At 72.9% G+C, this 26632-nt stretch carries 21 protein-coding genes; 7 read left to right on the top strand and 14 right to left on the bottom strand.

The window, feature by feature from the left end; translation table 11 throughout:
* The first annotated feature begins 17 nt into the window (after positions 1–17).
* The gene (locus PV410_RS18555) at positions 18–713 is read left to right on the top strand and encodes an alpha/beta fold hydrolase (RefSeq protein WP_500325829.1); all 696 of its coding nucleotides are present in this window, start codon (positions 18–20) and stop codon (positions 711–713) included.
* On the opposite strand, the gene PV410_RS18550 is transcribed toward PV410_RS18555, so the two are convergent.
* The 5 genes from PV410_RS18550 to PV410_RS18530 are packed head-to-tail and all read right to left on the bottom strand — an operon-like array spanning position 698 to position 4303.
* Entirely contained in the window at positions 698–1198 is a 501-nt protein-coding gene (locus PV410_RS18550; RefSeq protein WP_500325827.1) for a hypothetical protein, read from the bottom strand. The two genes, PV410_RS18555 and PV410_RS18550, sit on opposite strands and share 16 nt — an antisense overlap.
* Positions 1195–1821: a hypothetical protein gene (locus tag PV410_RS18545; protein WP_500325826.1), complete on the bottom strand. Its 627-nt coding sequence runs from the start codon at positions 1819–1821 to the stop codon at positions 1195–1197. Before PV410_RS18545 ends, PV410_RS18550 begins: the two co-directional genes overlap by 4 nt.
* Positions 1822–1842: 21 nt before the next feature.
* Entirely contained in the window at positions 1843–2523 is a 681-nt protein-coding gene (locus tag PV410_RS18540) for a hypothetical protein (RefSeq protein ID WP_500325824.1), read from the bottom strand.
* Entirely contained in the window at positions 2523–3956 is a 1434-nt protein-coding gene (locus tag PV410_RS18535; RefSeq protein WP_500325822.1) for a putative T7SS-secreted protein, read from the bottom strand. The genes PV410_RS18540 and PV410_RS18535 overlap by 1 nt, the downstream gene beginning before the upstream one ends.
* On the bottom strand, positions 3953–4303 hold the full coding sequence (locus PV410_RS18530) for a WXG100 family type VII secretion target (protein ID WP_500325820.1): 351 nt from the start codon (positions 4301–4303) through the stop codon (positions 3953–3955). The genes PV410_RS18535 and PV410_RS18530 overlap by 4 nt, the downstream gene beginning before the upstream one ends.
* Before the next feature lie 324 nt (positions 4304–4627).
* Between PV410_RS18530 and PV410_RS18525 the strand changes: the two genes are divergently transcribed.
* From PV410_RS18525 to PV410_RS18515, 3 genes are all read left to right on the top strand, one after another.
* Positions 4628–5065, top strand: coding sequence for a hypothetical protein (locus PV410_RS18525; RefSeq protein WP_500325819.1), 438 nt, complete (start codon positions 4628–4630; stop codon positions 5063–5065).
* A gap of 95 nt (positions 5066–5160) precedes the next feature.
* Positions 5161–7401, top strand: coding sequence for a WXG100 family type VII secretion target (locus PV410_RS18520; RefSeq protein WP_500325817.1), 2241 nt, complete (start codon positions 5161–5163; stop codon positions 7399–7401).
* A gap of 85 nt (positions 7402–7486) precedes the next feature.
* The gene (locus tag PV410_RS18515) at positions 7487–8548 is read left to right on the top strand and encodes a hypothetical protein (RefSeq protein ID WP_500325815.1); all 1062 of its coding nucleotides are present in this window, start codon (positions 7487–7489) and stop codon (positions 8546–8548) included.
* A 90-nt stretch (positions 8549–8638) separates the two neighbouring features.
* Here the strand turns inward: PV410_RS18515 and PV410_RS18510 are convergent, their stop codons facing one another.
* The 7 genes from PV410_RS18510 to eccB all read right to left on the bottom strand — a co-directional run bounded on the left by PV410_RS18510 (position 8639) and on the right by eccB (position 15797).
* The gene (locus PV410_RS18510) at positions 8639–9961 is read right to left on the bottom strand and encodes a S8 family serine peptidase (protein WP_500325813.1); all 1323 of its coding nucleotides are present in this window, start codon (positions 9959–9961) and stop codon (positions 8639–8641) included.
* A 134-nt stretch (positions 9962–10095) separates the two neighbouring features.
* Positions 10096–11553 carry a hypothetical protein gene (locus PV410_RS18505; RefSeq protein ID WP_500325811.1) on the bottom strand — a complete coding sequence of 486 codons (1458 nt, stop codon included), beginning with the start codon at positions 11551–11553 and terminating at the stop codon, positions 10096–10098.
* Between the two features lie 58 nt (positions 11554–11611).
* A complete protein-coding gene (locus PV410_RS18500; RefSeq protein ID WP_500325809.1) occupies positions 11612–11935 on the bottom strand; it encodes a hypothetical protein in 324 nt (107 codons plus the stop codon).
* A 22-nt stretch (positions 11936–11957) separates the two neighbouring features.
* Positions 11958–13214: a type VII secretion-associated serine protease mycosin gene (gene mycP, locus PV410_RS18495; protein WP_500325807.1), complete on the bottom strand. Its 1257-nt coding sequence runs from the start codon at positions 13212–13214 to the stop codon at positions 11958–11960.
* A gap of 129 nt (positions 13215–13343) precedes the next feature.
* Entirely contained in the window at positions 13344–13634 is a 291-nt protein-coding gene (locus PV410_RS18490) for a WXG100 family type VII secretion target (protein WP_499514323.1), read from the bottom strand.
* A gap of 74 nt (positions 13635–13708) precedes the next feature.
* Positions 13709–14035, bottom strand: coding sequence for a WXG100 family type VII secretion target (locus PV410_RS18485; protein WP_500325805.1), 327 nt, complete (start codon positions 14033–14035; stop codon positions 13709–13711).
* A gap of 229 nt (positions 14036–14264) precedes the next feature.
* A complete protein-coding gene (gene eccB, locus PV410_RS18480) occupies positions 14265–15797 on the bottom strand; it encodes a type VII secretion protein EccB (protein ID WP_500325804.1) in 1533 nt (510 codons plus the stop codon).
* 278 nt (positions 15798–16075) lie between these two features.
* On the opposite strand from eccB, the gene eccE reads away from it, so the two are divergent.
* From eccE to PV410_RS18465, 3 genes are all read left to right on the top strand, one after another.
* On the top strand, positions 16076–17413 hold the full coding sequence (gene eccE, locus PV410_RS18475; protein ID WP_500325802.1) for a type VII secretion protein EccE: 1338 nt from the start codon (positions 16076–16078) through the stop codon (positions 17411–17413).
* Positions 17413–18255 carry a hypothetical protein gene (locus PV410_RS18470; RefSeq protein ID WP_500325800.1) on the top strand — a complete coding sequence of 281 codons (843 nt, stop codon included), beginning with the start codon at positions 17413–17415 and terminating at the stop codon, positions 18253–18255. The genes eccE and PV410_RS18470 overlap by 1 nt, the downstream gene beginning before the upstream one ends.
* A 318-nt stretch (positions 18256–18573) precedes the next feature.
* Positions 18574–20976, top strand: coding sequence for an SCO5717 family growth-regulating ATPase (locus PV410_RS18465; protein ID WP_500325798.1), 2403 nt, complete (start codon positions 18574–18576; stop codon positions 20974–20976).
* A gap of 76 nt (positions 20977–21052) precedes the next feature.
* On the opposite strand, the gene PV410_RS18460 is transcribed toward PV410_RS18465, so the two are convergent.
* Together PV410_RS18460 and PV410_RS18455 are read right to left on the bottom strand one after the other, a co-directional pair.
* Positions 21053–22009, bottom strand: a complete 957-nt coding sequence (locus tag PV410_RS18460; RefSeq protein WP_500325796.1) for a bifunctional riboflavin kinase/FAD synthetase — start codon at positions 22007–22009, stop codon at positions 21053–21055.
* Between the two features lie 307 nt (positions 22010–22316).
* Positions 22317–25973 carry a serine protease gene (locus tag PV410_RS18455; protein WP_500325795.1) on the bottom strand — a complete coding sequence of 1219 codons (3657 nt, stop codon included), beginning with the start codon at positions 25971–25973 and terminating at the stop codon, positions 22317–22319.
* Between the last annotated feature and the right edge of the window lie 659 nt (positions 25974–26632).

Here is a 26632-nt window from a genome sequence, read left to right as displayed (position 1 = left end):
AGGGAGGGCGGACGGACGTGACGGAGACGACCTTCGTCCTGGTCCCCGGGGCGGGCGGCGGCACCTGGTACTGGCACCTGCTCGTGCCGGAGCTGCGCCGCCGCGGCCACGCCGCGGTCGCGGTGGACCTGCCCACCGCGGACGACTCCGCGGGCCTGCAGGAGTACGCCGACGCGGCCGTCGCCGCCGCGGGCGACCGTGCGCCGCTGGTGCTGGTCGCCCAGTCGATGGCCGGCTTCAGCGCGCCCCTGGCCTGCGAACGACTGGGGGACCGGCTCGTCCTGCTCGTCCTGGTCAACGCGATGGTCCCGGTCCCCGGCGAGACCGCCGGGGACTGGTGGGCCGCCACCGGCCAGCCGGAGGCCCGGCGCGTCCTCGACCTCGCCGAGGGACGTCCGGTGGACGGGGAGTTCGACCCCCTGGTCACCTTCTTCCACGACCTTCCGCGGCCCGTGGCGGACGAGGCCCTCGCTCAGGGGAACCGGCAGTCGGACACCCCGTTCGGCGTGCCCTTCCCGCTGCCCGCCTGGCCGCAGGTGCCCACCCGCGTCGTCGTGGGCCGCGACGACCGGCTGTTCCCCGCCGCCTTCCAGCAGCGGGTGGCCCGGGAACGGCTCGGCGTCGAACCGGACGTCCTGCCGGGTGGGCACCTGGTGGCGCTCGCCGACCCGGGCGGACTGGCTGACCTTCTGGTGGGCTATCTGCCCGGCTGAGGCAGCGACCGGCGAAGGTGCAGGGCGCCGGGGCTCCACTGGTCCCGCCCCGTGCCGCGTACCTCCGCCGTCCAGCCCTGCGCGGCGGCGACGGCGGAGGCGCGGTCCGGGCCCGCACCACGGAAGAGCCGGGCGGGGACGGTGACGGCGAGCACGGCCCCGCCGTCGGCGTCCCGCGCCCGGTGGGCCGCCGGCCGGCTCTCGGCGGCGGCGATCCGGGCGCGGATCCGCTCGGTCGCGTACGCGTCCCACCGGGCGGGGTCGGCGGCCCACTCGAGCCGGAACCGGGGCCAGGTGAGGGCGCCGCGCCACGGGTTGAGCCACGCGAGCGGCGGGTTGGCCCCCGCGGACGCGATCGCGACGAACAGGCCCAGGGCAAGCGCGCCGACGGCCCACAGCGGCAGCCAGAGCCACTGCAGGACGAACTGCGCGAGCAGCCCGGGCCTGTTCCTGCGCGGGGCGGCGAGGAGGGGCGGGGCGGTCACGCGGTGCCGTGCGAGCGGTGGACCACGGCCTGCGCGTACGCCACCCGTACGTCCAGCCGGTCCGTCCGCACCTTGTACCGCTCGGACATCCCGTAGTACTTCAGCGACGCCGGCGAACCGGCCCCCTGCCGCCAGGCCGTCCGGACGGGCAGCGACCAGGCGGAGTCACCGGTGCCGCCGACCGCCCAGAACAGGTTGAGGACGAGCCACAGCGGCGACAGCAGCACGAACACCACCCACGAGGTCGTCGTCCCGCCGTGCCCGGCGAGCACCCGGCCGCCCGGCAGCCTGATCTCCCAGCGCGGCCGCCACCGCGCCCGCTTCGCCGGGGTCCCCAGCTCGCCCAGTTCCTCGCCGCCCGGCCCGAGCACCGACAGCCGCCCGCCGGACGACTGCCCGCCCACCGGCCGGACGACGTAGCCGAGCGTCTCCCGTCCGGCCAGGTCCCGGTACATCGCGAACCGCGGCTTCGCGTCGGCCCCGGAGCCGCCGGCGGGAGCACCGTGCCCGACGTACACGGTCTCGCCGCCCCGCCGGGGACGGATGACCTTCTGCAGCTTGAAGCCGGCCTGCCGGCGCTCCTGTTCGGAGGGCGGCCGTACCTGGAACGAAACGACACTCATCGGATCATGTCCTGTCCTGTGTCACCCGAAGACGGAGCGGACGTCGCCACCCGCGCCGGGCTGCTCCGGTGGGCCTGCGGGGGCGCCGCCGGAAGTGCCGCGGTCGCGTGCGAAGTGCACGCTCCCCCCGATCTCGGACATCAGCGAGACGTACACGGGCAGGTCCGCCAGGCTCGGGGTGCTGAGCGAGAAGACGACGAGGTAGCCGCCGAACGGCGACGGCACGTAGAGCTCGATGTGCAGGAACGCGAAGGGGGCCGCGATCTGTTCGCCGTCGACCTCCGTCGCGTGGAACGACACCACGGCGGGACCGCACTCCAGGTCCACCTGGTGGACGTCCCGGTGCGGCTCCAGCGAGAGCATCTCGTGCAGCGCCGCCGCCGCGATCCCCGGGTCGCCCGGCTCGACCTCCTCGATGCGCACGAGCAGGTTGGCCGTGCTGATCCGGTCGTCCTCGCTGGCGAACAGGCCGAGGGCCGCGTGCAGGACCCCGTCGGCGTCCAGCGACCCGGCGACCTCGCGGTACACCGCGGCGGTGGCCTCCCGCTGGAAGTCGGTGCCGCCCGGCCAGATGCGCGCGGCCAGTTCGGCCACCTGCGCGTCCAGGGCGTCGGGCGGCAGGTGCAGCGGGATCTCGTGGAAGACGTCCGGGGACTCGAACTCGACGAGCACGCCCGGCGCCTCGTGGAGCGACGTGCTCATCAAAGCCTCCCGGCCGCAGGCGTGTCCGAATTGTTGAACATGTTGTAGACGCCGGTCACGATACCGGGAGCCTGCTGCGCGACCTGCGGTCCCTTGGCCCACCACGACATGGGGTCGAGCGTGCCGTCGGCCCGGATGGCCGCGCCGAGGGAGTTCTTGACGCTCTGCGGGGCGAACTTCTCCACCGCCCAGCTCAGCGCCTTCTCCTTGGCGGAGGATCCGACGGTGTCCAGGACGTGGTTGTCCCAGGCCATCTTCATGCGGTTGCCGAAGCCCTCGGCGCTGACCATCTTGCTGCCCGGCAGTGCCTCCCGCCGCAGCAGGCCGACCTTGCCCTCCAGCTTCTCGACCGTGTAGCCGGCGTTCTTCAGCGCCCGGATCTTGGTCACGTGCTCGATGGAGGCGATGGTCCTGCCGTTCACCTTGTAGAGCTTCATCGGGATCTTGACGCCCTTCATCGCGACCTTCCCCAGCTTGCCGATGGGGATGACGCCCAGACCGTCACCGATCAGGTCCATCGCGCTGACGTCCGCGCCGCCCAGTTTCGCCGCCCCGTGCGTGGCCAGGGCACCCAGCGACAGCGCGCCGCCCGCGAGCGCGAAGGCACCGGAGAGCGGCGGGCACCAGAGGGTGAGCAGGGAGAGGACGCCCATCACCGTCGAGGCGATGCTGAGCCAGTCACCGATCTGCTTGAGCAGGTCGGCGTGCTCGACGCACCAGTTCTGGATGCTGTGCCCCAGCTTGGTGAACGCGTCCGCCAGTCCTTCGAAGAACCCCGTGTCGGGCGCCTTGTCGTTGGCCTTGCGCAGCCGGTCCGCGATGCCCCGGGCGTCGGACTGGTGGTGCTCCAGCAGCTCCTCGGCCCGCTTGATGATGTCCTCGAGCTCCTGCTGCGCCTTCTCCAGCTGGTTCCCCGCGGAGTCGAGGTCCTTGCCCGCCTGGTTCAGCCGGTTCGACGCCGCGTCGATCTTCGCCTGGGCGTCGGCGAGTTCGCTCTGCGTCGCGTAGTACTGGCCCGCCAGGCGCAGCGCCGGGTCCGCGGCCGCCTGGTTGTAGGCGGCCGTCGCGCGGTCGTAGGTGCCCTGCCCGGTCTTCTCCCGCTCCTTGGCGGCCTTGGCCTGCGCCTCGTACTCCCGGGCCTTGTGCTGGTACTCCGCCAGCTTCGAGCGCCACGACGACAGCTGGAGCGAGGCCTCGCGCAGTGCGTCCCGGCTGTCGCCCACGTAGCGCGGCAGGTCGCCGACCTTCTCGGCGAAGGCGCTCGCGGCCTCGCCCTCCCAGGTCTTGCCGCCCTTGGTGATCCCGGTGAGCGTCGTGTAGGCGTTGTCCAGGCCCGTCGCGGCCCGCGAGAGCTTGGAGGTGAGGTCCTCGACGCTCTCCAGCTTCCCCGGTGCCGGGTCGAAGCCTATGGAGGGGTATTCCACCGCCGTCATCGCGCACCTGCCGTGGGCCGCGCCTCGGGGGACGGGGAGGGCGTGGGCTTCGGCGCCGCGCCCTGCGTCATGGCGTCGCGGATCGCCTGCTCCGTGGCCTCGTAGTTGTCCTTGGTGGCCTTGAGCTTCTCCTCGATCTGCTGCGTGCCGTCCGCGATCTTCCCGATGGCGTTGTCCCAGCTGTCGTGGAACTCGTCGCAGGCGTTGTCCAGCGCCTCGCTGCCGGTGCTCTTCGGACCCACGTCCTTCAGCGCGTTGAGCGCCTTGCGCATGTCGTCCTGACTGTCGTGCAACTGCTTCAGCAGCCGGTCGAGGTCCTGGACCTCGACCTTGAAGTGGTCACCCAATGTGTGTCCCCCGCGTGGACCGCCCGCCGTGCTTCAGCACCAGGGGCGGTGGTTTCAGCCGACCCACCGAGGCTACCGCTCCCCCACGTGCCGCTTCACCCCCTCCCGGGTGCTCCCCGCAGGATCTCTACGTGCCCCGACGCGGGCACGGTGTGCGCGGGTTCCTCACGGGATGCAGGGCGCCCGGTGCGCCCCGGACGTGATCCGGTATGTTCGGGTGCAATTGGCATGTCCTCGCTTAGGCGATGGCGCGGTTCCGGAGTCAGGGGACCGCACGCACGGCGGACGTGCCGGGATCGCAGTCAACGGGGATGGGACAAAGGGATGAGCACTCCCTTCGACGGTTCACAGGGCGGCGGAGCCACGCGGATGCGGCTGAACTCCGTTCCCGCGGATCCGGGAGGCGGCGGTACGTCCGCCGGGACGACGAAGGTCGACACCCAGCGCCTGGACGAGGCCGCCAACGCGCTGGTCGAACTGCGCGGTGACACCGAGAACGTCGACAACCAGGCCGACGAGGACACCCTCGGGGCCGTCACGGGCCTCAACAAGCACACCGCTCCGGGTCCGCCCGACGGGGGCTCCTGGGCCACCGCGGGCTCCCTCATGAGCATGGACGTCCGCTGGGGCGACCAGGTCCTCAACCTCAAGAGCATGCTGCAGGACATCAGCGACAAGCTCCACACCAGCACCGGCCACTACACCCGCACCGAGCAGGAGGAGCAGGCCCGCCAGGCCTCGCTCCACACCCCCTTCGGTTAGGGCCCGCCCTCCGGCCCGGGACGCCCGGGCCACGTGGCACGGCCGCAACGCACACCCATACCCGTCCGCAGGGACGGACAGGAGCTGACGCACACATGGTGTCCATCCCCTACCTCGACAAGGCCGACCTCGGGCCGCTGTCCGACGCCGCCGCCTCGTGGGGCGCGCTGCCCGCCAAGTACGAGGCCCTCCAGCGCGAGTTCGAGCAGCGCGTGATCAACCACCTCAAAGGCCACTGGGAGGGCGACGCCGCGACCGCGGCCTTCGCCACCATGGGCAAGGCCCGCACGGAGTACGAGAACGCCGCCACCGAGGCCGGCCGCGTCGCCAAGCTGCTCAAGGACGCCCACACCGAGTTCGCCGCGTACCAGAAGCAGCTCCACACCCTCCTCGACGAAGCCCGGGCCGACAGCTTCCACGTCTCCGAGGACGGGGCGATCAAGGACGTCGACTCCCGCTGGGACAGCCCGACCGCCTCCGCCTCCCCGGGCTTCGCCGCCGAGCGCAAGGACAAGCTGGACTCGCTCTCCTCACGCCTGACGCGCGTGCTCGAACTGGCGACCGCCGCCGACGAGGCCGCGAGCGCCGCCCTGGAGCGCGACGCCAACGGCGACAGCCGGTCGTTCAACACCAGCGTCTACACCAGCCTCGACGCCGTCGAGGCCGACCAGGCGGCCGCGCTGATGACGAAGAAGGGGCGGCTGTCCGACGCCGAGCTCACCAAGCTCGACCTGCTGCTCTCGGCGAACAAGAACGACCCCGAGTTCTCCCGGGAGTTCGCGGTGAAGACCGGCGGCGAGAACATGCTCGCCAAGTACAACGAGATCGTCACCCCGCCCGCGGGGACGCACCTGTCCAAGAGCGAGCTCGCCCGGCTCAAGGACATCCAGAAGAACCTGGGCACCACCATCGGGACGGCCACCACCTCCGACGACCGCGCCGGCCACCCAGACCCGGCCATCACCAAGTTCCAGGACGACCTGCTCGAGGCCGGCCGCCGCGATTTCAACGCCAACCCCACCGAGACCCCCTACGGCCTCAGCGGCTACCAGCTGACCAGCAGCCTGATGAGCCACGGGAAGTGGGACAAGGACTTCCTCCAGGCCTACGGAAACGACCTCCTCACCGCCGAGACGAACGGCACCAACAGCGGCCAGAACCCGGACGCCTACTGGACCGGCAACATGACCCGTTCCCTGGGACCGGCGAACATCGGCGCGCTCGACCCCATGACGGGCTTCATGGACGCCCTGGGCCACAACCCGGCGGCCTCCACCGCGTTCCTCTCCTCCGAGTCGGAGGTCAACGGCGAAAAGGTCGACCACCTCGACTACCTGATGAAGGACCGCCACTGGCCGGAAGGCGCGGGCTTCACCGGCGACTCGAAGAACCCCAGCGGCTACGACAACCTGGGGCACGCCCTGGAGTCCGCGACCACGGGGCACCCGTACGACGCCAGCCCCTCGGCGGACACCCCGGCGCACAACGCGGCCCAGGCCCGCCTGATGGAGGAGGTCGTCCACTCCGTCTCCCAGGACTCCGAGCTCGCCCACGACGGGATGCAGGACAGCCTCGGCCGGATGGCGGGCGAGTACATGCCGGACATCCACCAGTCCCTGACGAACGACCGCTCGGGGAACCGGGACCAGTTCTACCCGATCGAGGGCACCGCGGCGCACCTGAACGAGCAGGACACCTCCCGCTTCCTCATGACCGTCGGAAAGGACCCGGACGGCTACGCGGCGGTCAACCTCGCCGAGAGCGCGTACACCTCCAACCTCATCGACTACCACCTGCAGCACCCCGAAGCGTTCGACGGGTCCACGGACACCGCGCTGCGGGAGATCGCCAGGTCCTCCGGCGAGGTCCAGGGGAGCATCGCGATCGGCCGGCGCGAGTCGGACATCGGCGACGCCGTGGAGGCCGACAAGGCCTACAACGACGCCATGGGGAGAGCCGGCAGCTACGCGTCCGGGATCGTGGGCACCGGCATCGGTGTCGGCACGTCCTTCATCGCCACACCTGCCGTCGGCGCGGGCGTCGGCGGCGTGGCGACCACCGTCACCGGGGACCTGATCAACCAGATCGTCAGCGGTTCCGAACGGGACACCATGGGCAACGCGGTGTATTCCAGCGGCACCGACTGGGAGGACGCGAAGTACTCCACCACCGCGGTCCTCCAGGACGCCTACCGGAACTCCGCGCAGGCCCAGGGACAGGGCCACGTCGCCGACTACCAGAACATCCTGGCCAACGAGGTCGAGGTGGGCTTCCACTCCGCCGACAGCAACCTGGACGGCTACGGGCAGGACAAGAGGGGAACCGGGCAGGGCTGACCACCGGGCCCCGGAGGGGCCCGGCCACCACGACGGACACCGCCGACACGGTCGGCCCAGGCATCGCGGACAGGGATTACGGCACATGAAGTGGAACGACCGGATTTCGCTCCGGAAGAACGGCAGGCGCAGGCTGCTCGTCTCAGCGGTGACGCTCGTCGCCCTGGGCGCGGGATGCTACGGATTCCAGCTGCAGTACCCGGCCGCGAAGGCAGGCCGGGCCTGCGGCGGGATGCTGCCGGTCGACCCGGTGCTGGATCTCGCCGGGAAGTCCCGGATGAGCCTGTTCGGCGGGGGCTTCGACGTCGGCAGCCGGCAGTTCGACGTGTCCGACGACGTGAAGGAGCCCGCGGGCCTCGCCGTGCGGTGCGACGTCGGTGGCGTCGAGATATCCGTCGAGACCACGGCGGGCGCCCTCAATGCCTTCGGCGTCTACACGTTCCAGGACGAGCAGGAGTCGCTCCCCGTGCCCTTGGACGCGGGCTGGCAGGGCTTCATGGTCACCAAGGACGCCGGAGCGACCGCGTCCGTGGTGCTCGGCTGCAAGAACTGGGCGCCCGACGAAGGCGGCGGGATACTCGTGACGGCCGCGTCCCCGTCCGGCACCGAGGTCACCGACGACGTGCGCCTCGCCCTGGCCCGCACCGTGACCGGGACTGCGCAGCGAGCGGCGGACAGCACCGGGTGCGCGGCGGAGCCGGGTGACGCGGCCAAGCTGACGGCCCCGGCGGCGTCCGCCACCACCGTGCCGGCCGCCGAGGCCGAGGGCACCTGCAAGGGGCTGACCTCCGCCACCGAGGTACGCGAGACACCCGCGGAGGCAGCGCCGGTGGAGGAGTGCGTGCTCTCGGGCCACCTGCAGCTGGCCGCCGCGTACGGCGCCTTCAACGACAACTCCCAAGCCGTCATGAACGGCGCCTACGGGGGGCACGACAAGCCCTCGGGAGCCGACGGCACGTCGGTGTGGACCTCGGCCACCTGCCCGGGGGCCCTGGGCATCGGCTACTTCCACGCGTCGCCGGTCGACGGGAGCGACCGGCGCTTCACCTCGAAGCCGCTCACCGCCTCCGAGCGGGCCGATCTGCAGCGCTTCGCCGAGCAGTCGGCCGCGCGCCACGGCTGCGACAGCCCCGCGAAGCTCTCCTGACGGCCCCGCTTGCTCGCTCTGCGGACAGCGAGAAGGACGGCACGGCGCAGCCCCGCGCTTGCTGCGGGAAAGGTCGCTTTCAGGCCCCGGCTACTGGTTCGACCACTGCTGCCCCGGGCCCTGCGGTTGCTGCTGGTACGGATTGCCGCCCTGGCCCGGATACTGCTGCTGGTGCGGCGGCTGCCCGTACTGCGGCTGGCCGTTGCCGCCCCAGCCGGAGGGCGTTCCGGGCCCGCCCGGGCCGCCACCGTTGTTGCCCTTGTTGCGGCGCGCCAGCTTCACGATCAGGAAGACGACGAGCGCGAGCACCAGCAGACCCACCACGCCGATCACGCTGAGCGCGATGACCTGCTTGCGGTCGGCGGCCGCCTGCTCGTCGTCGCTCATGCCGCCGCCGATGGCGTTGGGGGCGGAGGCGGAGGGGTTGTCCGTGGTGCCCTGGCCGTCACCGCTCTGCCCGGCCTGCAGCGACTCCGGCACTTCGAGCGGGCCGAACTCGGGCCCCGCGGGGATGTCCTGGGTCAGGGCTGCGAGAGGCTGGATGAAGCCGTAGCCATAGTGCTTGTCCGGGAGGGACAGGCCCTTTGCGGACGGGGGGAGACCGGCGGTCTTGGTCAGGCGGTTGACGATCTGCCCCGCGGTCAGGTCCGGGAACTTCGCCCGGAGCAACGCCGCCGCGGCGGAGACGAAGGCCGTCGAGTCGGACGTGCCCGTACCCGATCGGTACGTGGTGTCGGACTTTCCACCGGCCGACACGATGAACGTGGCAGGCGCAGAGACGAGGATCTTCTCGCTGTAGTTCGAGTTCTCCCAGATCTCGGCGTTGTTCTTGACCCCGCCGACGGCCACGACCCCTGGATAGCCGGCCGGGTAGCCCGCCGGACCGCCGTCGTTGCCGGCGCCGACGACAATGAGGACGTCCTTCTGCAGTGCGTAGGCGATCGCCTTGGTCTCCGCCTCCTCGGCGATGGGACCGGCGAATTCCTGCGAGATGTTGATCACGGAGGCGCCATGGTCCACGGCGTAGCGGATCGAGGAGGCGAAGCCGTCGCCTTGGCGGCCGTCGTCCCTGATGTCCAGGATCTTGGCCTTCGGGGCGAGTCCCATCACGCCGTCGGCCCCACCGGCGCCGTGGCCGTGAGCAGCGATGATCGAGGCCATGCCGGTTCCGTGATCATCGTCGGGGTCCTGGTCCGACATCCCCCCGTTCACGAAGTCCTTGCCCTTGATCACGTTGCCCTTGAGGTCCACGTGGTCGGCGTTCACCCCGGCGTCGATGACCGCGACGGTGACTCCCTTGCCTTGCGAGACCTTCCAGATCGACTGCGCGTCGAAGGCCTCCAGCGGCCACTGGTCCTGCCTGGTCTGGTCCGCCGAGGCCGGCGACGCAGACGCGAAGATCAGTGCACTCACGAGAGCTGCGCCGGCTGCTGTGCGCAGCGTCCGTGCGAAGGGCATCTCCAGTCCTCTCTCAGGGCAGTGTGGGAGCGCGACACTCCGTCGTGCCGCACCCCCACACTTTCTACATGCTGACGGGCACCGACTGACTACTCGATGACCCGGGGAGCGTTGTTGCGCTCGGGCGTCCAGGTCTCCTCGTCCTCGACCAGGTAGTCGGGACGCTCGCCCTCGCGGCGCTCTTCCTCTTCCGTCCGATCGGTCTGGCCGCGGCCCATCATGCGGTTCGCGCCCCTGCCGGCGTTGCCGCCACTGCCGGCACCCGCCGCGCCGCGGCTCCTGTGCAGGCCCGAGCCGCCCGGCGTACCGCGGGTGCCCGAACCGGTGCCCTTGGCGGCACCGACGACGCCGCCGCCACGGCGGGCGAGGCTGCCGCCCCGCCCGGCGGTCGCGCCGCCTCTGCCGCCTGCACCCGCGCCCGCACCACCGGCGCCGGGCATACCGCCGCGGCCCGCAGCGCCACCGCGTCCGGCACCACCTGCACCTGCGCCGCCCGCCGTACCGCCACGTCCACCGAGGCCGCCCAGGACTCCCGCACCGGCTCCGGCACCGGCCGAGCCACCGGCGCCCACGCCACCGACACCGCCGACTCCGCCGCCGACACCCGCGGTCCCGCCGCCGTACCCGCCGGACCCGGCGGTGCCTCCGGCGATGCCGTCGATCGCAGTACCCACCTGCGGCTTGGTGCTGGCCACCGGCTTCTGCACACCACCGGTGATGCCCGATTCACGGGGCGACTTCACCTCGCGCGACGGCGTGAGGGTGCCGGTGGTGCCCCCCGTCCTGCCGCGGCCGGTGTCGCTGGGACGGGGGCTGCCGACCTCGGAGGGGATCGGCATGGGTACGGGCGCGACGCCGCCCGGGTCTCCGGGGTAGTCGTCGCGGTCGTCGACGCCGCCGCCCGGCGGCGGCTTCCTCGTCCACGTCCCCATCGTCTTGGACTGCGCGTTGTAACCCGCGCCGAGTTGCTCCATCTTCACAGCCATCTCGAGCTGTGCTTCCTTGCCCGCCGACAGCGAGCCGCGGTTCTTGTCGAGCGCGGACTGCGTGCCCATCCCGTTGCCGAGGTCGGAGTGAAGCTGCGCGTCGCTGCGGTCGAACCCGTCGCCGAGGGCGTCGCCGAAGCTGGACAGGGTGCCCGGCTTCTCCATCGCGTCGACCTGCGGCTTGATCGTCTTCAGGATCGACGCCGCGTTGGTCATCGCCTGCGACGTGTACCGCGCGTACGTCGAGCAGTCGCTGATCATCTTGGTGATGACCTTCGCCTGGGCCTTGAAGCCCTCGGCCGCGGCGCCCTCCCAGTGCTGGGTGATGTGCTCGACGGCCGCGTCGAACACGGACTTGGCACTGCCGCTCCCCACCACGAGCTGGTCGTGGACCTGCATCCAGCCCTTGGCACAGGACTCGACCTCGACGTGGTCGGCGTTGGCGACCATGCCCTTCATCTGGTCCATGTTCTTGGTGCCGGCGAAGTCCGTGCTGTGCTCACCGACGTAGCACTGGGTGGGGGCGTTGTACTCGTAGTACGCCCCTTCGGTGTCAGTCATTGGTTAACCCCCTTGGCGACCGGCACGACGTTCCTCACTGCGCTCACTGCGCCCATCCTCAGCCCTTGCCAGAGCCGGACATACCGCTCTGCGCGTCGTATTCGGCGTCCGAATAGTGGCCGTGCACCTTCTTCGTCTTGCTGCCGAAATCGTTCATGACACGATGGATGTACGCGACGACCGACTCGATGTGCGTCTTCATGTCCTCGTGCGCACGCGCCAGTTTCTCGGCTTCGTCGAATCCGGCGCCGAGCGCGCCGGGCGGCAGGTAAGTGTCGTTCTTGGCACAGACGTTGGCCACGCCCAGTTGGCTGATGACGCCGTTGAGCTTGGTGATCGTGTCCTCAAGCTCACTCAGATCGACCTTGTACTGGTCACTCATCGTGTCGCTTCCCCGTTCCTACTCATGTGTTGATCCCTCGCTTGCGACGCCAGTCGCCCAGCACCACGCCACCGCCCACCAGCAGCGCGACACCGCCGATCGCGCCGCCGACCGTGTAGACGGCGTAGCGCTCGGTGCGTTCCTGGGGGCTCTCGCCGAGGATGACGGTCGCCGCCTCGATCTTCTCGTGGGCCCCGGCGTTGACGACGGGGTCCGGCGTCGGGGCGTCCTTCGGGGTGGTGGCGTCGTCGTTGACGGCGGCCACGGGGTCGATGACGCCCCATCCGACGAAGTCGTCGCGGCCCGGCTTGCCGCGGTCCGCGGTCTGCTCGATCTGGGTGATGACCTGGCGGTAGGTCCAGTCGGGGTGCTTGGCCCGGATGAGGGCCGCGACGCCGGAGACGTACGGCGCGGAGAAGCTGGTGCCCTGGTCGATGCAGTGGCCGCCGAAGGGGACGGTGGAGACCATGTCGACGCCGGGGGCGGCGATGCCCACGAAGGAGCCGGGCTGCGAGAAGTTGGCGCGGGCGTTGTCGCGGTCGGAGGCGCCGACCGCCAGGACGCCGTCGTAGGAGGCGGGGTAGGTCAGCTTCTCCTGCCCCCCCGCGCCGTCGTTGCCGGCGGAGGCGACGATCAGCGCGTCGCGTTCCTGGGCGTACCTGACGGCCTGCTCCAGTGCGGAGTCGGGCGGCATCGTCGTGGCGGTGTCCTGCGAGATGTTGATGACCTTGGCACCGGCGTTCGCGGCGTACTTGATCGCCTCGACCATGGTGCTCACCGTGCCGCCGCCCTGGTTGTCGTTCTGGCGGATGGCGAGGATCGACGCTCGCGGGGCGATGCCGACGAAGCCGGTGTCCTTGGAGGGCCGGGCGGCGATGATGCCGGCGACCTTGGTGCCGTGGCCGACCGGGTCCTTGGTGCCGTCGTTCTTGCGGTCCCGGTCGATCAGGTCCTTGCCCACGCCGAACTTGACGGCGGTGGCGAGCTGCCTGTTGTTCTTGTCGACGCCGGTGTCGATGACGGCGACGACCACCCCGAGGCCCTGGGTGTCCTTCCACAGCTGCTCGAGGACGATGCGCTGGAGCGACCAGGGCGTGCCCTTGATCACGTCGGACGGGAACGAGCACTGGGTGTCGTCGATCTGGAAGCGCCCGTCGTCGCCGTCGTCGGCGAGGACCGTGCGTACGTCGCCGGCGGACGACGCCGAGGCGACGCCGGCGGCCGGCAGGCCGAAGGCGGCGAGCGCCGCTGCTGCGGCGATGGCGGCGATGCGCCTCACGGCGTGCGATCCCACTGGTGTTCCGTCCTCCCGTTATGTGCGGTTCGTGGTCAAACCGCCGACGAGGGCGAGCACGTACGTCGCCGTACACGCCCGCCCTCATCACCTGTCACGCGGCCAGGCGCGCAATCAGCCCCAGATCTGCCGGTTCTTGTTCTCGGTGGCCTGGTAGCTCTGCGCGGCCGTGTCGAGGGCACGGGCGATGGCCTCCAGCGTCTGGTGCATGGACGCGGCGCGCTGGTCCCACTCGGTCTGCTTGGTGCGGTAGGCCTCCTGCGCGGAGCCCTCCCACGTGGTCGCGATCTTCTTCACGCCGGCCTCGAGGTCGTCCAGCTGGCGCTTGATGTTGTTGGCCGTCGTACGCACGTCGGTCGCGGCCTGGGAGATGGTCTGGAAATTGACCAGGATCTGCCCGGACATGTGATGTCTCCTCAGATGTTGGATTCGGATGGCTGGTCCGGCCGGCGCGGCGTCAGGTCACCGCGCGGGGACGGTCATCCGAACGGGTTGCTTCCCTGCGCCGAGATGCTCTGGATGGACGCGCGCTGCTCCTCCTCGGAGGCGGAGTAGTTCTTGGTGCTCGCGTCCACAGCTTCCTTGATGTCGCCCAGGATCTGATTGATCTTGTTGGCGTCCTCGTTCACCTGCGACTGCAGGTTGTTGTACGCCGTGGCGGCGGAGCCCTTCCACCCCGAGGTGATCGTGTCGATCACGGTCTGGAGGCGGCGGATCTCGCCCTGGATCGAGGAGTTGACCGTGGAGATGCGGTTGCTGAACGCAACCATCTCCTCCTCGGTCATGGTGAACTGCTGTCCAGCCATGTCTGGCGTCCCCCATGAGACGTAGAAGATCGGATTCGTCGCACATCGGAAGATGTGGTCGGTCTTCAACTCTAGCCAATAGCAGTGACAAGGCGAACAGGTACCCGGTTCCGTATCGGGATCCTGACCTTCATCACCAAACCCTCACGTTGCCACGGGTGTTGATGGCTTGGCCAATGGATTGTCAAATGCTCAATCAATACCCGTGAAGGTCCGCGGAAATACCAGTTCAGGAGCCCTGCGCCTGCTTCGCCGCGTTCACGTCGAGCGTCGGCCCGCTCGCGAGGAGGTCCGACCAGATCCGCGGCACCGGCACCGGGGAGTTCTTCGCGTAGCCGAGCTTGGTCTGCACGACGCCGACCGCGTCGTCCTGCTTGGCGGCGCCGCCGCTGTCGCTGTCGCCCGTCGTCGGCACCGAGTAACGCAGTCCGGTGTCGGTGACCAGGAAGATGGACCCGATGCGCTTGTCGGTACCGTCGTACGCCTTGTAGAAGAGGCCGCTACCGGGCGAGACGTAGGTGTTCGTACCGCTCTGCGCCACGTCCCGGGGGAACTTCTTCCCGGCCCACATCGTCATCGCCGGCTTCTTGGTCACCTTGTCGTCGACACCGCTGTACACGCTGCACGCGACGCTGCGACCGTCCTTCTCGTCCTGGGTGTTGGCCTGCGTGACCGCCTTCTCCGGCCAGCCGAGGTCGTCCATGAAGGTCTCGCTCGCCTGGGCCGAGGTGACTTCGCCCACGTTGACGGAGACCGCCTCCGGCGATCCGTCGTACAGCGACCTCGCCTGGGGGCTGTTCAGCAGCAGCTTCGCCATGAAGGCGGTGACGCGGACGACCCGGTCCCGCTGCACCACGTACTGGTCGTCGTTGGCCTTCAGCACCAGGCCGACCTTCGCGTGCCCGGCGCTCAGGCCCGGCGCGGTGGACGTCTCGCCCATGCCGTCGACCTGCGGGAAGGAGATGGCGGCGCCCGGCACGTTGTTGAGGGTCGACAGGAAGTCGGCGTCGACCTTCTGCGGCTGCGCGGAGGCGCCGAAGATGACCTGGCGCAGGGTGTTGACCAGTTCGGGCTGCTGCTTCCCGGCGGGGCCGCCGAGCAGGTAGGGGAAGCCCCGGTCCGTCACCAGGTACTGGTCGCCGCCGGGCACCTCGATGTACATGGCCTCGTCGTCACGGAGCTGGTTCGCGCCCCCGACCAGGGCCGCCTCCTTGGGCTTCTGCTGGTTGATGACGAGGACCGCCCGCTGGGCCGAGCGGTCCGTGCCGCCGCCCGGGGTCTCGCACAGCGCCCAGGTCTTGGGCTTGCCGGCGTCGTCCTGGCTGGGCAGCCGGTCCGGGGCGTAGGGGATGCCGATGGTGCTGCCGAGCGTCATGCCGCTGTTGTCGAGCACCGACTCCTTGACCTTGATGACCTCGAACTTCTCGGGGTCGAGCAGCAGTCGGGCGGAGGCGAGGTTGAGCACGGGGTGCAGCTGCGCCTCGCCGTTGGTCTTCAGCACGACGTAACGGGTGGTGGACTCGTCGCCGACGATGACCTTCTGGGCGGGGGTGTCCCAGCCCTTGGGCGCGGCGGGCTTCAATATGCCCCAGAATCCGAAGCCGACGACGACCAGCAGACCCACGACGAGGCTCGGGGCGACGGTCTTCAGCGGGCGCGGGGCGGCCTCCTCCGAACCGTGCGGGGAGGGCTGGAGAAACGCGGCCACCGTGCGCCTGCGCGCGAACGAGTAGGCGTTCAGCTCATCCCTACGTGTCGCCATCCCTGCGTCAACTCCCCGTATGTCGCTGCTTTGTTGTGGCGTTCCCCGGTCCCGTCTGTCCGCCGCGGTGGCGGCTGTGGTGACGGCTGTGATGAGGGGGACCCCTACTATGCCGTGTGACGATCGCACCGTACGGTACGGGGTAGCGCGATCGGCCCGCCAGCGGCACCCGGAGCGTCCCACGCCGGCAGGGCGACGGACGCGAGCGAGCGCTGGACGGCGCCGGGCGCCGCCCACGCGGCACAGGTACCAGCAGAAGCAGAAGGGTTGTACGGGGGATGACCACCGCGACCAGGTCCCGGCGCAGTCCGGGCGACGAGCCACCGGAGCAGTACGCCGGACCACCCGGGAGCGGGCACGGCGGCTCCCCCACGGCGCGGGCCGGGGCGGCGGCCCCGGTGATGACCCGCAGGCCCGGGAGCATAGGCCCCGTGCGGGTGCAGCAACTCGTGCTGATCGAGCTGGCACTCGCACTGCTGCTGGGCGGCTGGCTGATCCACGAGGTGGTCGGGCCCGTCGTGGCCGCGGTCATCGCCGTTCCGCTGCTGCTCTTCGGCCTGCTGCGGCGGCGCGGCCGCCCGATGCCGGAGTGGATGGCCAGCGCCCGCGCCCTGAAGGCCCGTCAGCGGCGCAACGCCGCCGGCGTCCCGCAGGGCACCGACCCCGGTTTCGTACCGGCCGTGGAGTGCGACCCGGCGCTGCGCACCTACGGGTACACCGACGAGCGCGAGCAGCGCGAGATCGGCATGATCGGCGACGGCACCTTCCTGACGGCCGTCGTCCAGGTGCAGGCGGTCGACGAACCGCTGCGCCCGGCCCGCGGAGTCCGCTCGCTCCCCCTGGAGCTGCTGAACGGCCTGCTGACGGTGGACGACATCCGGCTCGCGTCGGTCCAGGTCGTCCAGCACACCCAGCCCGCCCCCGCCCCGCACCTGCCCCCGCAGGCGCTGGCCGCGCGCTCCTACGCACCGCTGCAGGCGCAGAGCCGGACGCCGGGGCTGCGGCTCACCTGGATCGCGATCAAGCTCGACCCCGAACTGTGCCCGGAGGCGGTGCAGGCGCGCGGCGGCGGCATGGCCGGGGCGCGGCGCGCCCTGCTGCGGGCCGCCGACCACCTGGTGAGCCGGCTGGTGGGCACCGGGCTCGAGGCCCGCGTGCTGACCGAGCCCGAGATCATCGCCGCCGTGGCGACGTCGAGTTGCGTGAACCCCCTCGCCACGACGGGCGGCGCCGCCCTCGACGGCAGCCGCCAGGCACGCCGTACCTCCGAGAGCGCGCGGGCGTGGCGGTGCGACGACCGCTGGCACACGACCTACTGGGTCAGCCGCTGGCCGCAGCTGGGCACCGGCGCCGCCGCGCTGCCCGACCTGGTCGGCCTGCTGACCTCCTCGCCCGCGCTGGCCAGCACCTTCTCGCTGGTCCTCGCACCGGGCGGCAGCCGGGCGGCGCTGCTGTCCGGGTACGTGCGGCTGACCGGCCGCAGCGAGAACGAACTGGTCGAGGCCCGGCACCAGTTGGAGCGCCGCGCGACCGCGTCCCGGCTGGGCCTGGTGCGGCTGGACCGCGAGCAGGTGCCCGGCATCCTGGCCACGCTGCCCTTGGGAGGTACCCGCTGATGTCGGCTCCGACCGTTCCCGCCTTCGGCGGACAGCGCCCCGGCGCGGGCTCCGGTTTCCCCGGCGGCGGGCCCCGCCCCTCGCACCTGCCGCAGGGCGCCGACCCGCGCGGCTCCTCCTTCGCCGGCGCCGGACGGCGCACGCTGCGTGCCGCGTTCGGGCTGCTCGGACCGCGCCGCGACCGGCACACCCTGACGCCCGGGCAGTTGTCCGGGCTGTCCCTGCCGATCGGTGACGACGGTGTCGTCATCGGGATCGACGCCGCCAACCAGCCCGCCGTGCTGGCGCTGAGCCGCCCGGCCCGGCTCGACGTCGTGCTGGTCGGCAGCATGTGGCTGGCGCAGGTGCTGTCGCTGCGCGCCGCCGCGACCGGTGCCCGGGTCGCGGTGGAGACCGCCCGACCCCAGTCGTGGGCGCCGATGGCGCAGGCGGCGGGCGGCGGCCAGCAGTGCGTGACGGTGCACGAGGTCGGGCGGATCGCCCCGCAGGGTCCTTCGGTGCACAGCCCCGTCGTCATCGTCCGTGACTGCGGCGCCCGTCCGCCGCGCAGCCGGGTGGCGGCGCAGTCCTGGCAGTCGGTCATGACCCTGCTGCCGTACCTGGGGCCGACGGCCCCGCGGTTGCTGGCCGGCGCCGACGTGGTGGGGCTGCAGCGGGTCTCGCCCCAGGAGGCCGAGGTCATCGGCCAGGTGATGGGCCTGTCGGAGGCCGACGTGGCCGCGCTGCCGACGCTCGGCGACAACGTGACGATGTGGTGCACGCGCAAGCGCCGGCAGTTCGTGATGACGCAGCCCACGGACGCGGAGTCCGGCCTTCTGGGACCGGCCCGGCGGGTGGACTGACCCGGGGCCACCCGCCGGGGCGTTCCGGACGCTCTCGTGCCGCGGCGGTTACCCGGCCGCGGCACGGGGCATGGGCACAGGGGTCCCGGTATCCGCAGCAGCCGTGTCCACGCGTGGACGGCGCGGCTCCGTGCGCGGCGAACGGTGCATCACGTCGGCGTTCCGGTCGTGATGCCGACGGCGCTTGCCCTACCCACGGGCCGGATGATTAGGCTCTTCCGGTGAGCCGCGGCAGCTGTGCCGCGGGAACTCCGAGACGGGGGAATCGCGTCCGCTCCGACGGACCGGGCGCGTACTTGAGTTGACCAGGAGGCACAAGTGAGCAGCGATCAGGACGACATCCGCACCGGCGGGGCCGTCCCGGACGGGGATCAGTCCGACGCGGACCTCACGGGCGAGTTCCAGATCGACTACGCGCCGCCGTCCTGGTACACGCAGCAGGCGGGAGGAGGCGCGCCCACGCCCTCACCCGCTCCCCCGGCTCCGGCCCCGGCTCCGGCTCCCGCGGTGAGCCCGCCGGTGGCGGCCGCGCCCGAGGCGACGTCGCCGCAGGAGCCGCAGGTGCCGCAGAACCCCCGTCCTCCGCAGGCCGCGCAACCCCCCGCCCCCGCGGAGCCGCAGCCCGCTCCGGCGGTCCCCGACGCCGCCCGCGAGGCCGCCGCGGCGGCGGTCTTCGCCGACCCCGAGCCCGTCCGGCCCGAGGAACAGCAGCCGGTGGAACCGCAGCCGGTGGAGGCGCCCGCGCCGGTGGCCACCGAGGTGACGCCCGCGCCCGCGGAGCCGGACGCGGGGCCGCAGCAGCCGCCCGTGCCGCAGCCCCGGCAAGCACCCCAGGGGGAGACCGCGGCCGCTCCCGAGCAGCAGCCGCAGCCGCCCGCTCCGGCGCCGCAGTCCCAAGTGCCGCCGCTGCCGCCGGAGTACCAGCCGGCCACCCCGCAGGAGGCACCGCAGCAGCCTGCCCCGGTGCAGCCCCCGCCGCAGCAGGGGTACGGCTACCCGCAGCCGCCGCATCAGGGTGCGCCGTGGGGCGACCCCAACTCGCCCGCGCCGCAGCAGCCTTACGGCTACCCCCAGCCCGCCCCGCCGCCGCACGGTTACGGGTACCCGCAGCCGAACCAGGGCGCGCCCTGGGGTGACCCCCACGCGCAGCAGCCGCCGTACTCGCAGCAGGGGTACGGATATCCGCAGCCGGGGCCCGGGCCGTACGCCCAGACGCCCCCGCAGCAGCCCCCGGCTCCCGCGCCGGGGCCGCTCCCGCAGCAGGGGCAGCAGCCGATGCCGCCGTACGCCGACGGAGCCAACCCGCCGGCACCGCCGCACGGTTACGGCTCTCCGCAGCCGGGGCCCGGCCCGCACGACCAGCCCCAGCCCCAACCCCAACCGCCGGTGCAGCCCCACCCCCCGGTCCTGCCGCAGCAGCAGCCCGCCCCGCCCGTGGACCCGCGCACGGCCGCCGGCTGGGGCGGTCCCGGTCCCGGCCAGGAGCAGCAGCAGCGGGTCATGCACGGCGCCCCGCTCGGCTACAACGCGGCGGTGGAGCTCTCCTCGGACCGTCTGCTGCGACAGCAGCCGAAGGCGCGCAGGAACAACAACCAGGCGTCGCGCTTCAAGATCGGCGCGAAGAAGGAGGAGCAGGAGCGCCAGCGCAGGCTGGACCTGATCCGCACGCCGGTGCTGTCCTGCTACCGGATCGCGGTGATCAGCCTCAAGGGCGGCGTCGGCAAGACGACGACCACCACCGCCCTGGGTGCCACGCTCGCCTCCGAGCGCCAGGACAAGATCCTGGCCATCGACGCCAACCCGGACGCCGGCACGCTCGGCCGCCGCGTGCGCCGGGAGACCGGCGCGACGATCCGGGACCTGGTCCAGGCGCTGCCGCACCTCAACAGCTACATGGACATCCGCCGCTTCACCTCGCAGGCGCCCTCGGGCCTGGAGATCATCGCCAACGACGTGGACCCGGCCGTCTCCACCACCTTCAACGACCAGGACTACCGGCGCGCGGTGGCCCTGCTCGGGCAGCAGTACCCGGTCATCCTCACCGACTCCGGCACCGGTCTGCTCTACAGCGCCATGCGTGGCGTGCTCGACCTGGCCGACCAGCTGATCATCGTCTCCACCCCGTCGGTGGACGGTGCCAGCAGCGCCAGCACGACCCTCGACTGGCTCGGCGCGCACGGTTACGCCGACCTCGTGCAGCGCAGCCTCACGGTGATCTCCGGGGTCCGCGAGACCGGCAAGACGATCAAGGTGGACGACATCGTCGCGCACTTCGAGACCCGCTGCCGCGGAGTCGTCGTGGTGCCCTTCGACGAGCACCTCGCCGCGGGCGCCGAGGTCGACCTCGACATGATGCGGCCGAAGACCCGTGAGGCGTACTTCCACCTGGCGTCGCTGGTCGCCGAGGACTTCGTCCGCGCCCAGCAGGCCCAGGGCGTCTACCCGCCCCAGCAGCAGATGCCGCCGCAGCAGCAGGGCGGCTACCCGCCCCAGCAGGGGCAGCAGCCGTACCCGCCGCAGCAGCCGATGCCCCCGCAGCAGGGGTACGGCCACCCGCAGCAGCCGCCCTACGGGCAGCCGGCCCCGCCTCCCCCGCCCGCGCAGGGCGGCATGCCCCAGGGCTGGACCCAGCAGCCGCCCCCGCCGCCGCAGGAGGCGCAGCCCGGGCAGCAGCCCCCGGCGCAGGGGCAGGTCCCGCCCGGCTGGACCCAGCAGCAGTGACGGGAAGGGCCCGTCCCGCCATCGTGGCGGGACGGGCCCTTCGTGTCGGTCGGTCAGCGGCGCTCCGGCCGCCGGTTCACCCGGCGGCGCCGTAGGCGTCGACCAGCTCCCGGGCGCGCTTGACGTCGTCGGCCATCCGCTCAAGGAGCGCGTCGATCGTGTCGAACTTCTCCATGCCCCGCAGGTAGGTGAGGAAGTCGACGGCGACGTGCAGCCCGTACAGGTCCAGCCCGACGCGGTCGATGGCGTACGCCTCGACGGTGCGGGCGGTCCCGTCGAAGGTGGGGTTGGTGCCGACGGAGATCGCGGCGGGCATGGCCTCGCCCTCGACGTGCAGCCAGCCTGCGTAGACCCCGTCCGCGGGGATCGCGGTGTGCGGCAGCGTCTCGACGTTCGCCGTGGGGTATCCGAGGTCCCGGCCGCGCTGCGCGCCGCGGACGACCACGCCCTCGACCCGGTGCGGCCGGCCCAGGATCTCGGCGGCGCCCGCAACGTCGCCCTCGGCGATCAGGCGGCGGGTCATCGTGGAGGAGAACGGCTGCCCGCCACCCGCCTCGCCCGTCAGGTAGAGGTCGACGACGTCCACCTCGTAGTCGTACTTCAGCCCCATCGCGGACAGGAACTCCACGTCACCGGCGGCCTTGTGCCCGAAGCGGAAGTTCGGGCCCTCGACGACGGCCCGCGCGTGCAGCGCGTCGACCAGCACGGTGCGGACGAAGTCGCCCGGCGAGAGCTGCGAGAACTCGGTCGTGAACGGGAGGATCAGCAGGGCGTCGACGCCCAGCTCCGCCATCAGCTCGGCGCGGCGGTGGTGGGCCGCCAGCAGCGGCGGGTGGCTGCCGGGGCGGACCACCTCGCTGGGGTGCGGGTCGAAGGTGACGACGACGGAGGCGACGCCCAGCTCGCGGGCGCGTTCCACGGCCCTGCCGATGATCAGCTGGTGCCCGCGGTGTACGCCGTCGTAGGAGCCGATGGTGACGACGCTGCGTCCCCAGTCCCCGGGGACGTCCTCCAAGCCTCGCCAGCGCTGCACAGTGACCGCTCCTCGACCGCCGATGATTCTTCGATGTGCAGGTCCAAGCCTGCCATGCCGGGGGGCCCACCGGCGCAGCGCCCCCGGTGACGCGGCCGTCGCGGACCTGGCGCGCCCCTCGCCCGACCGGTGGGAGCACCCCCTCCGCCCGGAAGGGACGCGGTACGTGGCGGGACGCGGCGCCGGAGGCACGCGGTCCAGGAGTGCCGGCACGGTGAGCAGCGGCGCAGCACGACGGCCGGCCGGGGCATGAGGTGCACGGACCGCAGCGGGCACGTGACGCCGCCCCCGGATGGTCCCTGGCCGGTCAGAGGCCCACCGCCTCCGCCGGCGCCAGCTGGTCGCACATGCGCCGGGCGCTCGGGCCGATCACCGCGTCCCACGCCCCTGGGCCCGCGCCGTCGAGGCCGTCCGCGGCCAGCCATCCGCGCACCAGCCGGGCGAACCCGGGCGACCCGCTGACCAGCTGCACCAGCCGCCGGTCGAAGAGGGCCGCGCCCTCGGGCGTACGGCAGAGCAGGAGGCCCACCCGGTGCACCAGGTCGCGGGTCATCGGGGCCGGCCGCCGGGCGCACCCGTCGGCGGCCGCGCCGAGGAGGGCGTCGAGCACGGCCGGGTCGCGTTCCTGGTCCAGGAGGACGTCCAGCAGCTCCTGGCGCAGCGGGCGGGAGAGGTGGCCGCCCGGTGCGGCCAGCACGGGCGCCAGCACCCTGCGCACCTGCGGCGGGTGCTCCCGCAGCAGTCCGGTGACCAGCGGGAGGAGGACGGCGCGGGCGGCCGGTCCGTGCTCCAGGCGGCGGTCGAGGTAGGCCGCCGCGTGCCGGGCGTCCTCGGGACGGTGGCCGAGGTGGTCCCACACCAGGGCGGCGGCCCGGCGGGCGAGCGCCGGGGTGGACACCTCGGCCAGTTCGCGCAGTACCTCGGCGGCGCCGGGGCCCGGTTCGCGCAGCCGGGAGTGGAACGCGGCGAGCACCTGCTCGGGGTGCGTGGGGAGGGCCGCGGCGAGCGCCGCGGCCGGCAGCAGCGGGTCGCCGGCGGCGAAGCCGTCCAGGGCCGCCCGCAGGTGGAGGCAACGGGTCGCCGGGTCCCGCACCAGGAGGCCGAGCGCGGCGCCGTGCAGGGTGCGGTCGGCGGGTCGGGCCAGGATCGCCAGGGCCGCGTAGCGCAGCAGCTCGCGGTCGGCGGCGAGTGCGGCGTGCGGGGCGGCGAGCAGGCCGTAGGTGGCCGCGGCGGCGTGCCGCTCCGGCCGGTCCTCGTGCGCCCAGCGGTCGACGGCACGGCACACGGCGGACGGCTCGTCCTCGGCGAGGGCCGCCAGCAGTTCCTTGGCACGGGGGTGGTCCGTGGCGGCCAGGACCTCGGTGAGGTCGTCCACCGCCTGCCGCCGGTGCGTGTGGAGGAGGGCCTGCGCCGCGGAGGCGACCGTCGGCCGGGGGCCGCAGGGCGCGGACTGCAGCAGCCGTTCGTCGGTGAACCAGCCGCACAGCGCGGGCAGCGACGGCCGCGGCGTGGCGGCCAGCACCTCGCCGGCCGCCGTCAGGAACCGCTCCCGCGTGCGGTCCGCGGCGCGCGGCGGGCCGTCGGCGGGCAGCAGCAGCCGCAGCAGCGCCAGGCGCTCCTCCGGGGGGAGCCGCAGCCGCCGCCAGAACCACGGACCGAACTCCCCCAGCCCCGCGCCCTCGTGGAAGCCCCCGGCCTCGATCGAACGGACGGTGACACGCTCCGCCAGCAGCCGCAGCACCTCCCGGTACCGCGTCGCGTCCGGCACCCCGAGCAGGGTCTCCCCCAGCAGGTGCGCCGCCCACCACACCGCGTCCGCGCGCCGGGCCGCCGCCCGGCCGGCGCCGTCGCCCTCCCCGCGCGGCCGTGGCACCCCGTCGAGCAGCACCGTCGCGCCACCGCGCGACGCGGGCGCGGCGGCGTCGCGGTCGAGCACCTGGACCAGTTGCCGCAGCCTGCGCCCGAGGACGTCCGGCCCCGAACGGCGGGCGGTGAGCAGCAGCGCCTGTACGACCGGGCCGATGCGGTGCCGCGGCACGGGCACGCAGCGCGGCTCGGAGGGCGGGGCGAGCGGCGGTGCGGGCGGCACCGGCGGCACGGCCCTGTGCCGCGGCTGCGCCCCGGCCCGGGCGGGCAGGCGCACGGGGGCCTCGGCGCAGCCGTCCCGGTCGCCGGCCGACCAGCGGTGGACCAGGGCGTACAGCGCCTCGTCCAGGTCGAGTTGACCGCCCTGCAGCCAGTCGCCGAACTCCTCGTGCGCGAAGCGGTACCCGGCACCGGCCGGCACCACCAGCCCCTCCGTGAGCACCGCCGCCGCCCACCCGGGGCGCCACGGGAACAGCTCCTCGAAGGACGCCCGGTCCAGTTCGCCCTGGCCCGGACCCAGGCAGCGCCGGGCCGCCTCGTGCGCCTGCCCGGCGACGCGGGCGGCCAGCCGCCGTACCTCCGTTGCCCTCGCGGGGGCCGTGGCTGCCGCGATCCGATGGGCGATCCGCAGGCACAGCAGGTCCAGGTGGGCCGAGAAGACCTCCGCCCGGCCGGGCCGTCCCGTCAGGCCACCGCCGGCGGCCCGTACCTCCGACAGCAGCCGCAGGGCCAGCGGATGCGCCGCGTCCTGCTCGGCGAGGGCACCGGCGGACAGCCCGTGGCGCTCCCGGGCGAGCCGTGCCGGCTCCTCCGGCAGGCCGCCGAGGCGCAGGCAGGCGGGCAGCGCCCGGGCGCCCGGCGGGGTGCCGGCGTCGTGGAGCAGGCCGGGAGGGAAGAGGGCTCCGGCCTGCTCCCAGTACTCGGGGCGGCACGCCACGATCAGCCGCGCCCCCGTCGTGCCCAGCCACCGCGCCGTCTCCGCGGACCACTCGGGCAGCGCATGGGCGAGCAGCGGTGGCATCTCCTCGGGAGCGTCCAGCACGACGAGCAACCGCTGCCCCATGGCGCGCGCCAAGCGGGCGACGGCATCGGGCGACGCGTCGGCCGGCGCGCGTTCCGGCGCCCTCCCCGCGTGCACGATGCGCCCCGCGGCAGCCAGCGCCCGCGCCGCGGCGTCCCTCAACCCGGCGTCGCCCGCCCGCAGTTCGGCCCCGCGCAGCCACAGCGTGGGCGCCGGGTCCGGGCCCGCGGCACGCCGGGCGGCCAACGCCTCCAGTGCGGTCGTACGGCCGCTGCCGGGGGCGCCGACCAGCCCGAGCACGCAGGCGCCCGCCTCCCCCGTGAAGCCTGCCAGCTCCGCCTCCGTGTCCGGGCGCGCCTCGGCCTCGCGCCAGGGCCGCGGCCGGGCCGCCGAAGCGACGGAGCTCGCGGTCAGCTCCAGCGCCCCCGCGATGTTGAGGTGCGGCCCGTACGCGGGCACGGTCGCCGCGTTGCGCGCCAGCGCGTCCGCGAGCGCCCCGCCCTCCGCCGGCGCCCGCAACGGCACCGCGAACCCGCCCGCCCTTCGTCCCGCGTGCAGCGCGGTCACGACGACGCCGTGCACGGCACCGGTCTCGGCGTCGATCACGGGCTCCCCCGAGGCGACGGCACGAAGCGGTTCGTCGTCGCCGCGTGCACCGGCGAGCTCGTACGCCGCGTCGAGGAGGTGGAAGCGGTCCGTCGCGGTGTACGTCACCGGCGCCGTCCCCGCGATCGTGGCCTCCACCCAGGCCGCGCCGCGCAACCGCACGGCCCGCCCGTGCCCCGCGGTGCGCGCGAACCCGGCCACCGGCAGCGGCGGCACGTCCAGTCCCTCCGTCGCCACGAGCGCCAGCCCCAGCTCCGGCAGCGGGGTGATCGCGGGCGCCTCGACGAGGGTCGTCTGCTCCCCGTGCGCATGCAGCACCAGCCGCACGAGGCCGTCCACGGCCTCGTGGCTCGTCACGAGCGTCCCCCGTCCGTCCCGCGCCTCGACGAGGAACCCCGTCCCCCGCGGCCGTCCGGCCAGGTCACGGACGCGCACCAGCGCCCGGTCGACATCGGCGGTCGGTACCGCCATCTGCGCACCTCCCCGCCACAGTGCCCGTTTCGACCGTAGACGTCCGTTGATCGACACAACAGATCCCACGTCGAACGCGCCCCCAAGCGCTCCCTCTCTTCACTCCGAGCGCCTGCCCGTTGGAGTGAATTGATCTTGCCGGGTGGATAGGGACGGGGAGGGAGGGGGATCGTGCAGCGCGGGCCGCGAGGGGGGGAGGGCCCGCGCTTCACGGTTGCGCCGCGAAGCCGTCCGGGGTGCCCGTGTCGCCGCGTGCGCGCGGTGCGTGGTTGCGGTTAGGTTTCTTCCCCCGCCCTCCCGCCCGATTGCCCGGCGCGGTCAGTGCGGGCCTGCGCTCTGTTGGGGTGGGGTCGGGGCCGCGCCGGCGCACTCCCCCAGCCTTCGGCCGGGGGGACCCCCACAGCGCTCGCGGTTTACGTCCACATCGTTCGGCACCCGGGTCCGCCGCTCGTCTCCCCCAGCCTTCGGCCGGGGGGACCCCCATGGGCGCACCCCGCCACACCCCCTCATGCCGGTTGGGGCGCATGACGGCCGGTGGGGGTTCAGAAAGGCACTTGCGGCAACCCCGGACCGCTCTCTGAACCCCCACCGGCCGTTGGTCGCGGAACCGGCGGAGGGGGCGGGGGAGGTGGGGGCACCTCCGGCCGAAGGCTGGGGGA

It is taken from the genome of Streptomyces sp. PA03-5A (assembly GCF_033792725.1).
Classification (GTDB): Bacteria; Actinomycetota; Actinomycetes; order Streptomycetales; family Streptomycetaceae; genus Actinacidiphila.
This window is presented reverse-complemented; position numbering and strand designations above follow the sequence as displayed.

What these genes read in the sequence shown, in the direction of transcription:
- PV410_RS18545 (WP_500325826.1), bottom strand. Translation starts at nt 1,821, where the DNA reads ATGAGTGTCGTTTCGTTCCAGGTACGGCCGCCCTCCGAACAGGAGCGC.
- PV410_RS18540 (WP_500325824.1), bottom strand. Translation starts at nt 2,523, where the DNA reads ATGAGCACGTCGCTCCACGAGGCGCCGGGCGTGCTCGTCGAGTTCGAG.
- PV410_RS18535 (WP_500325822.1), bottom strand. Translation starts at nt 3,956, where the DNA reads ATGACGGCGGTGGAATACCCCTCCATAGGCTTCGACCCGGCACCGGGG.
- PV410_RS18525 (WP_500325819.1), top strand. Translation starts at nt 4,628, where the DNA reads ATGAGCACTCCCTTCGACGGTTCACAGGGCGGCGGAGCCACGCGGATG.
- PV410_RS18520 (WP_500325817.1), top strand. Translation starts at nt 5,161, where the DNA reads ATGGTGTCCATCCCCTACCTCGACAAGGCCGACCTCGGGCCGCTGTCC.
- PV410_RS18515 (WP_500325815.1), top strand. Translation starts at nt 7,487, where the DNA reads ATGAAGTGGAACGACCGGATTTCGCTCCGGAAGAACGGCAGGCGCAGG.
- PV410_RS18505 (WP_500325811.1), bottom strand. Translation starts at nt 11,553, where the DNA reads ATGACTGACACCGAAGGGGCGTACTACGAGTACAACGCCCCCACCCAG.
- PV410_RS18500 (WP_500325809.1), bottom strand. Translation starts at nt 11,935, where the DNA reads ATGAGTGACCAGTACAAGGTCGATCTGAGTGAGCTTGAGGACACGATC.
- PV410_RS18490 (WP_499514323.1), bottom strand. Translation starts at nt 13,634, where the DNA reads ATGTCCGGGCAGATCCTGGTCAATTTCCAGACCATCTCCCAGGCCGCG.
- PV410_RS18485 (WP_500325805.1), bottom strand. Translation starts at nt 14,035, where the DNA reads ATGGCTGGACAGCAGTTCACCATGACCGAGGAGGAGATGGTTGCGTTC.
- eccB (WP_500325804.1), bottom strand. Translation starts at nt 15,797, where the DNA reads ATGGCGACACGTAGGGATGAGCTGAACGCCTACTCGTTCGCGCGCAGG.
- eccE (WP_500325802.1), top strand. Translation starts at nt 16,076, where the DNA reads ATGACCACCGCGACCAGGTCCCGGCGCAGTCCGGGCGACGAGCCACCG.
- PV410_RS18470 (WP_500325800.1), top strand. Translation starts at nt 17,413, where the DNA reads ATGTCGGCTCCGACCGTTCCCGCCTTCGGCGGACAGCGCCCCGGCGCG.
- PV410_RS18455 (WP_500325795.1), bottom strand. Translation starts at nt 25,973, where the DNA reads ATGGCGGTACCGACCGCCGATGTCGACCGGGCGCTGGTGCGCGTCCGT.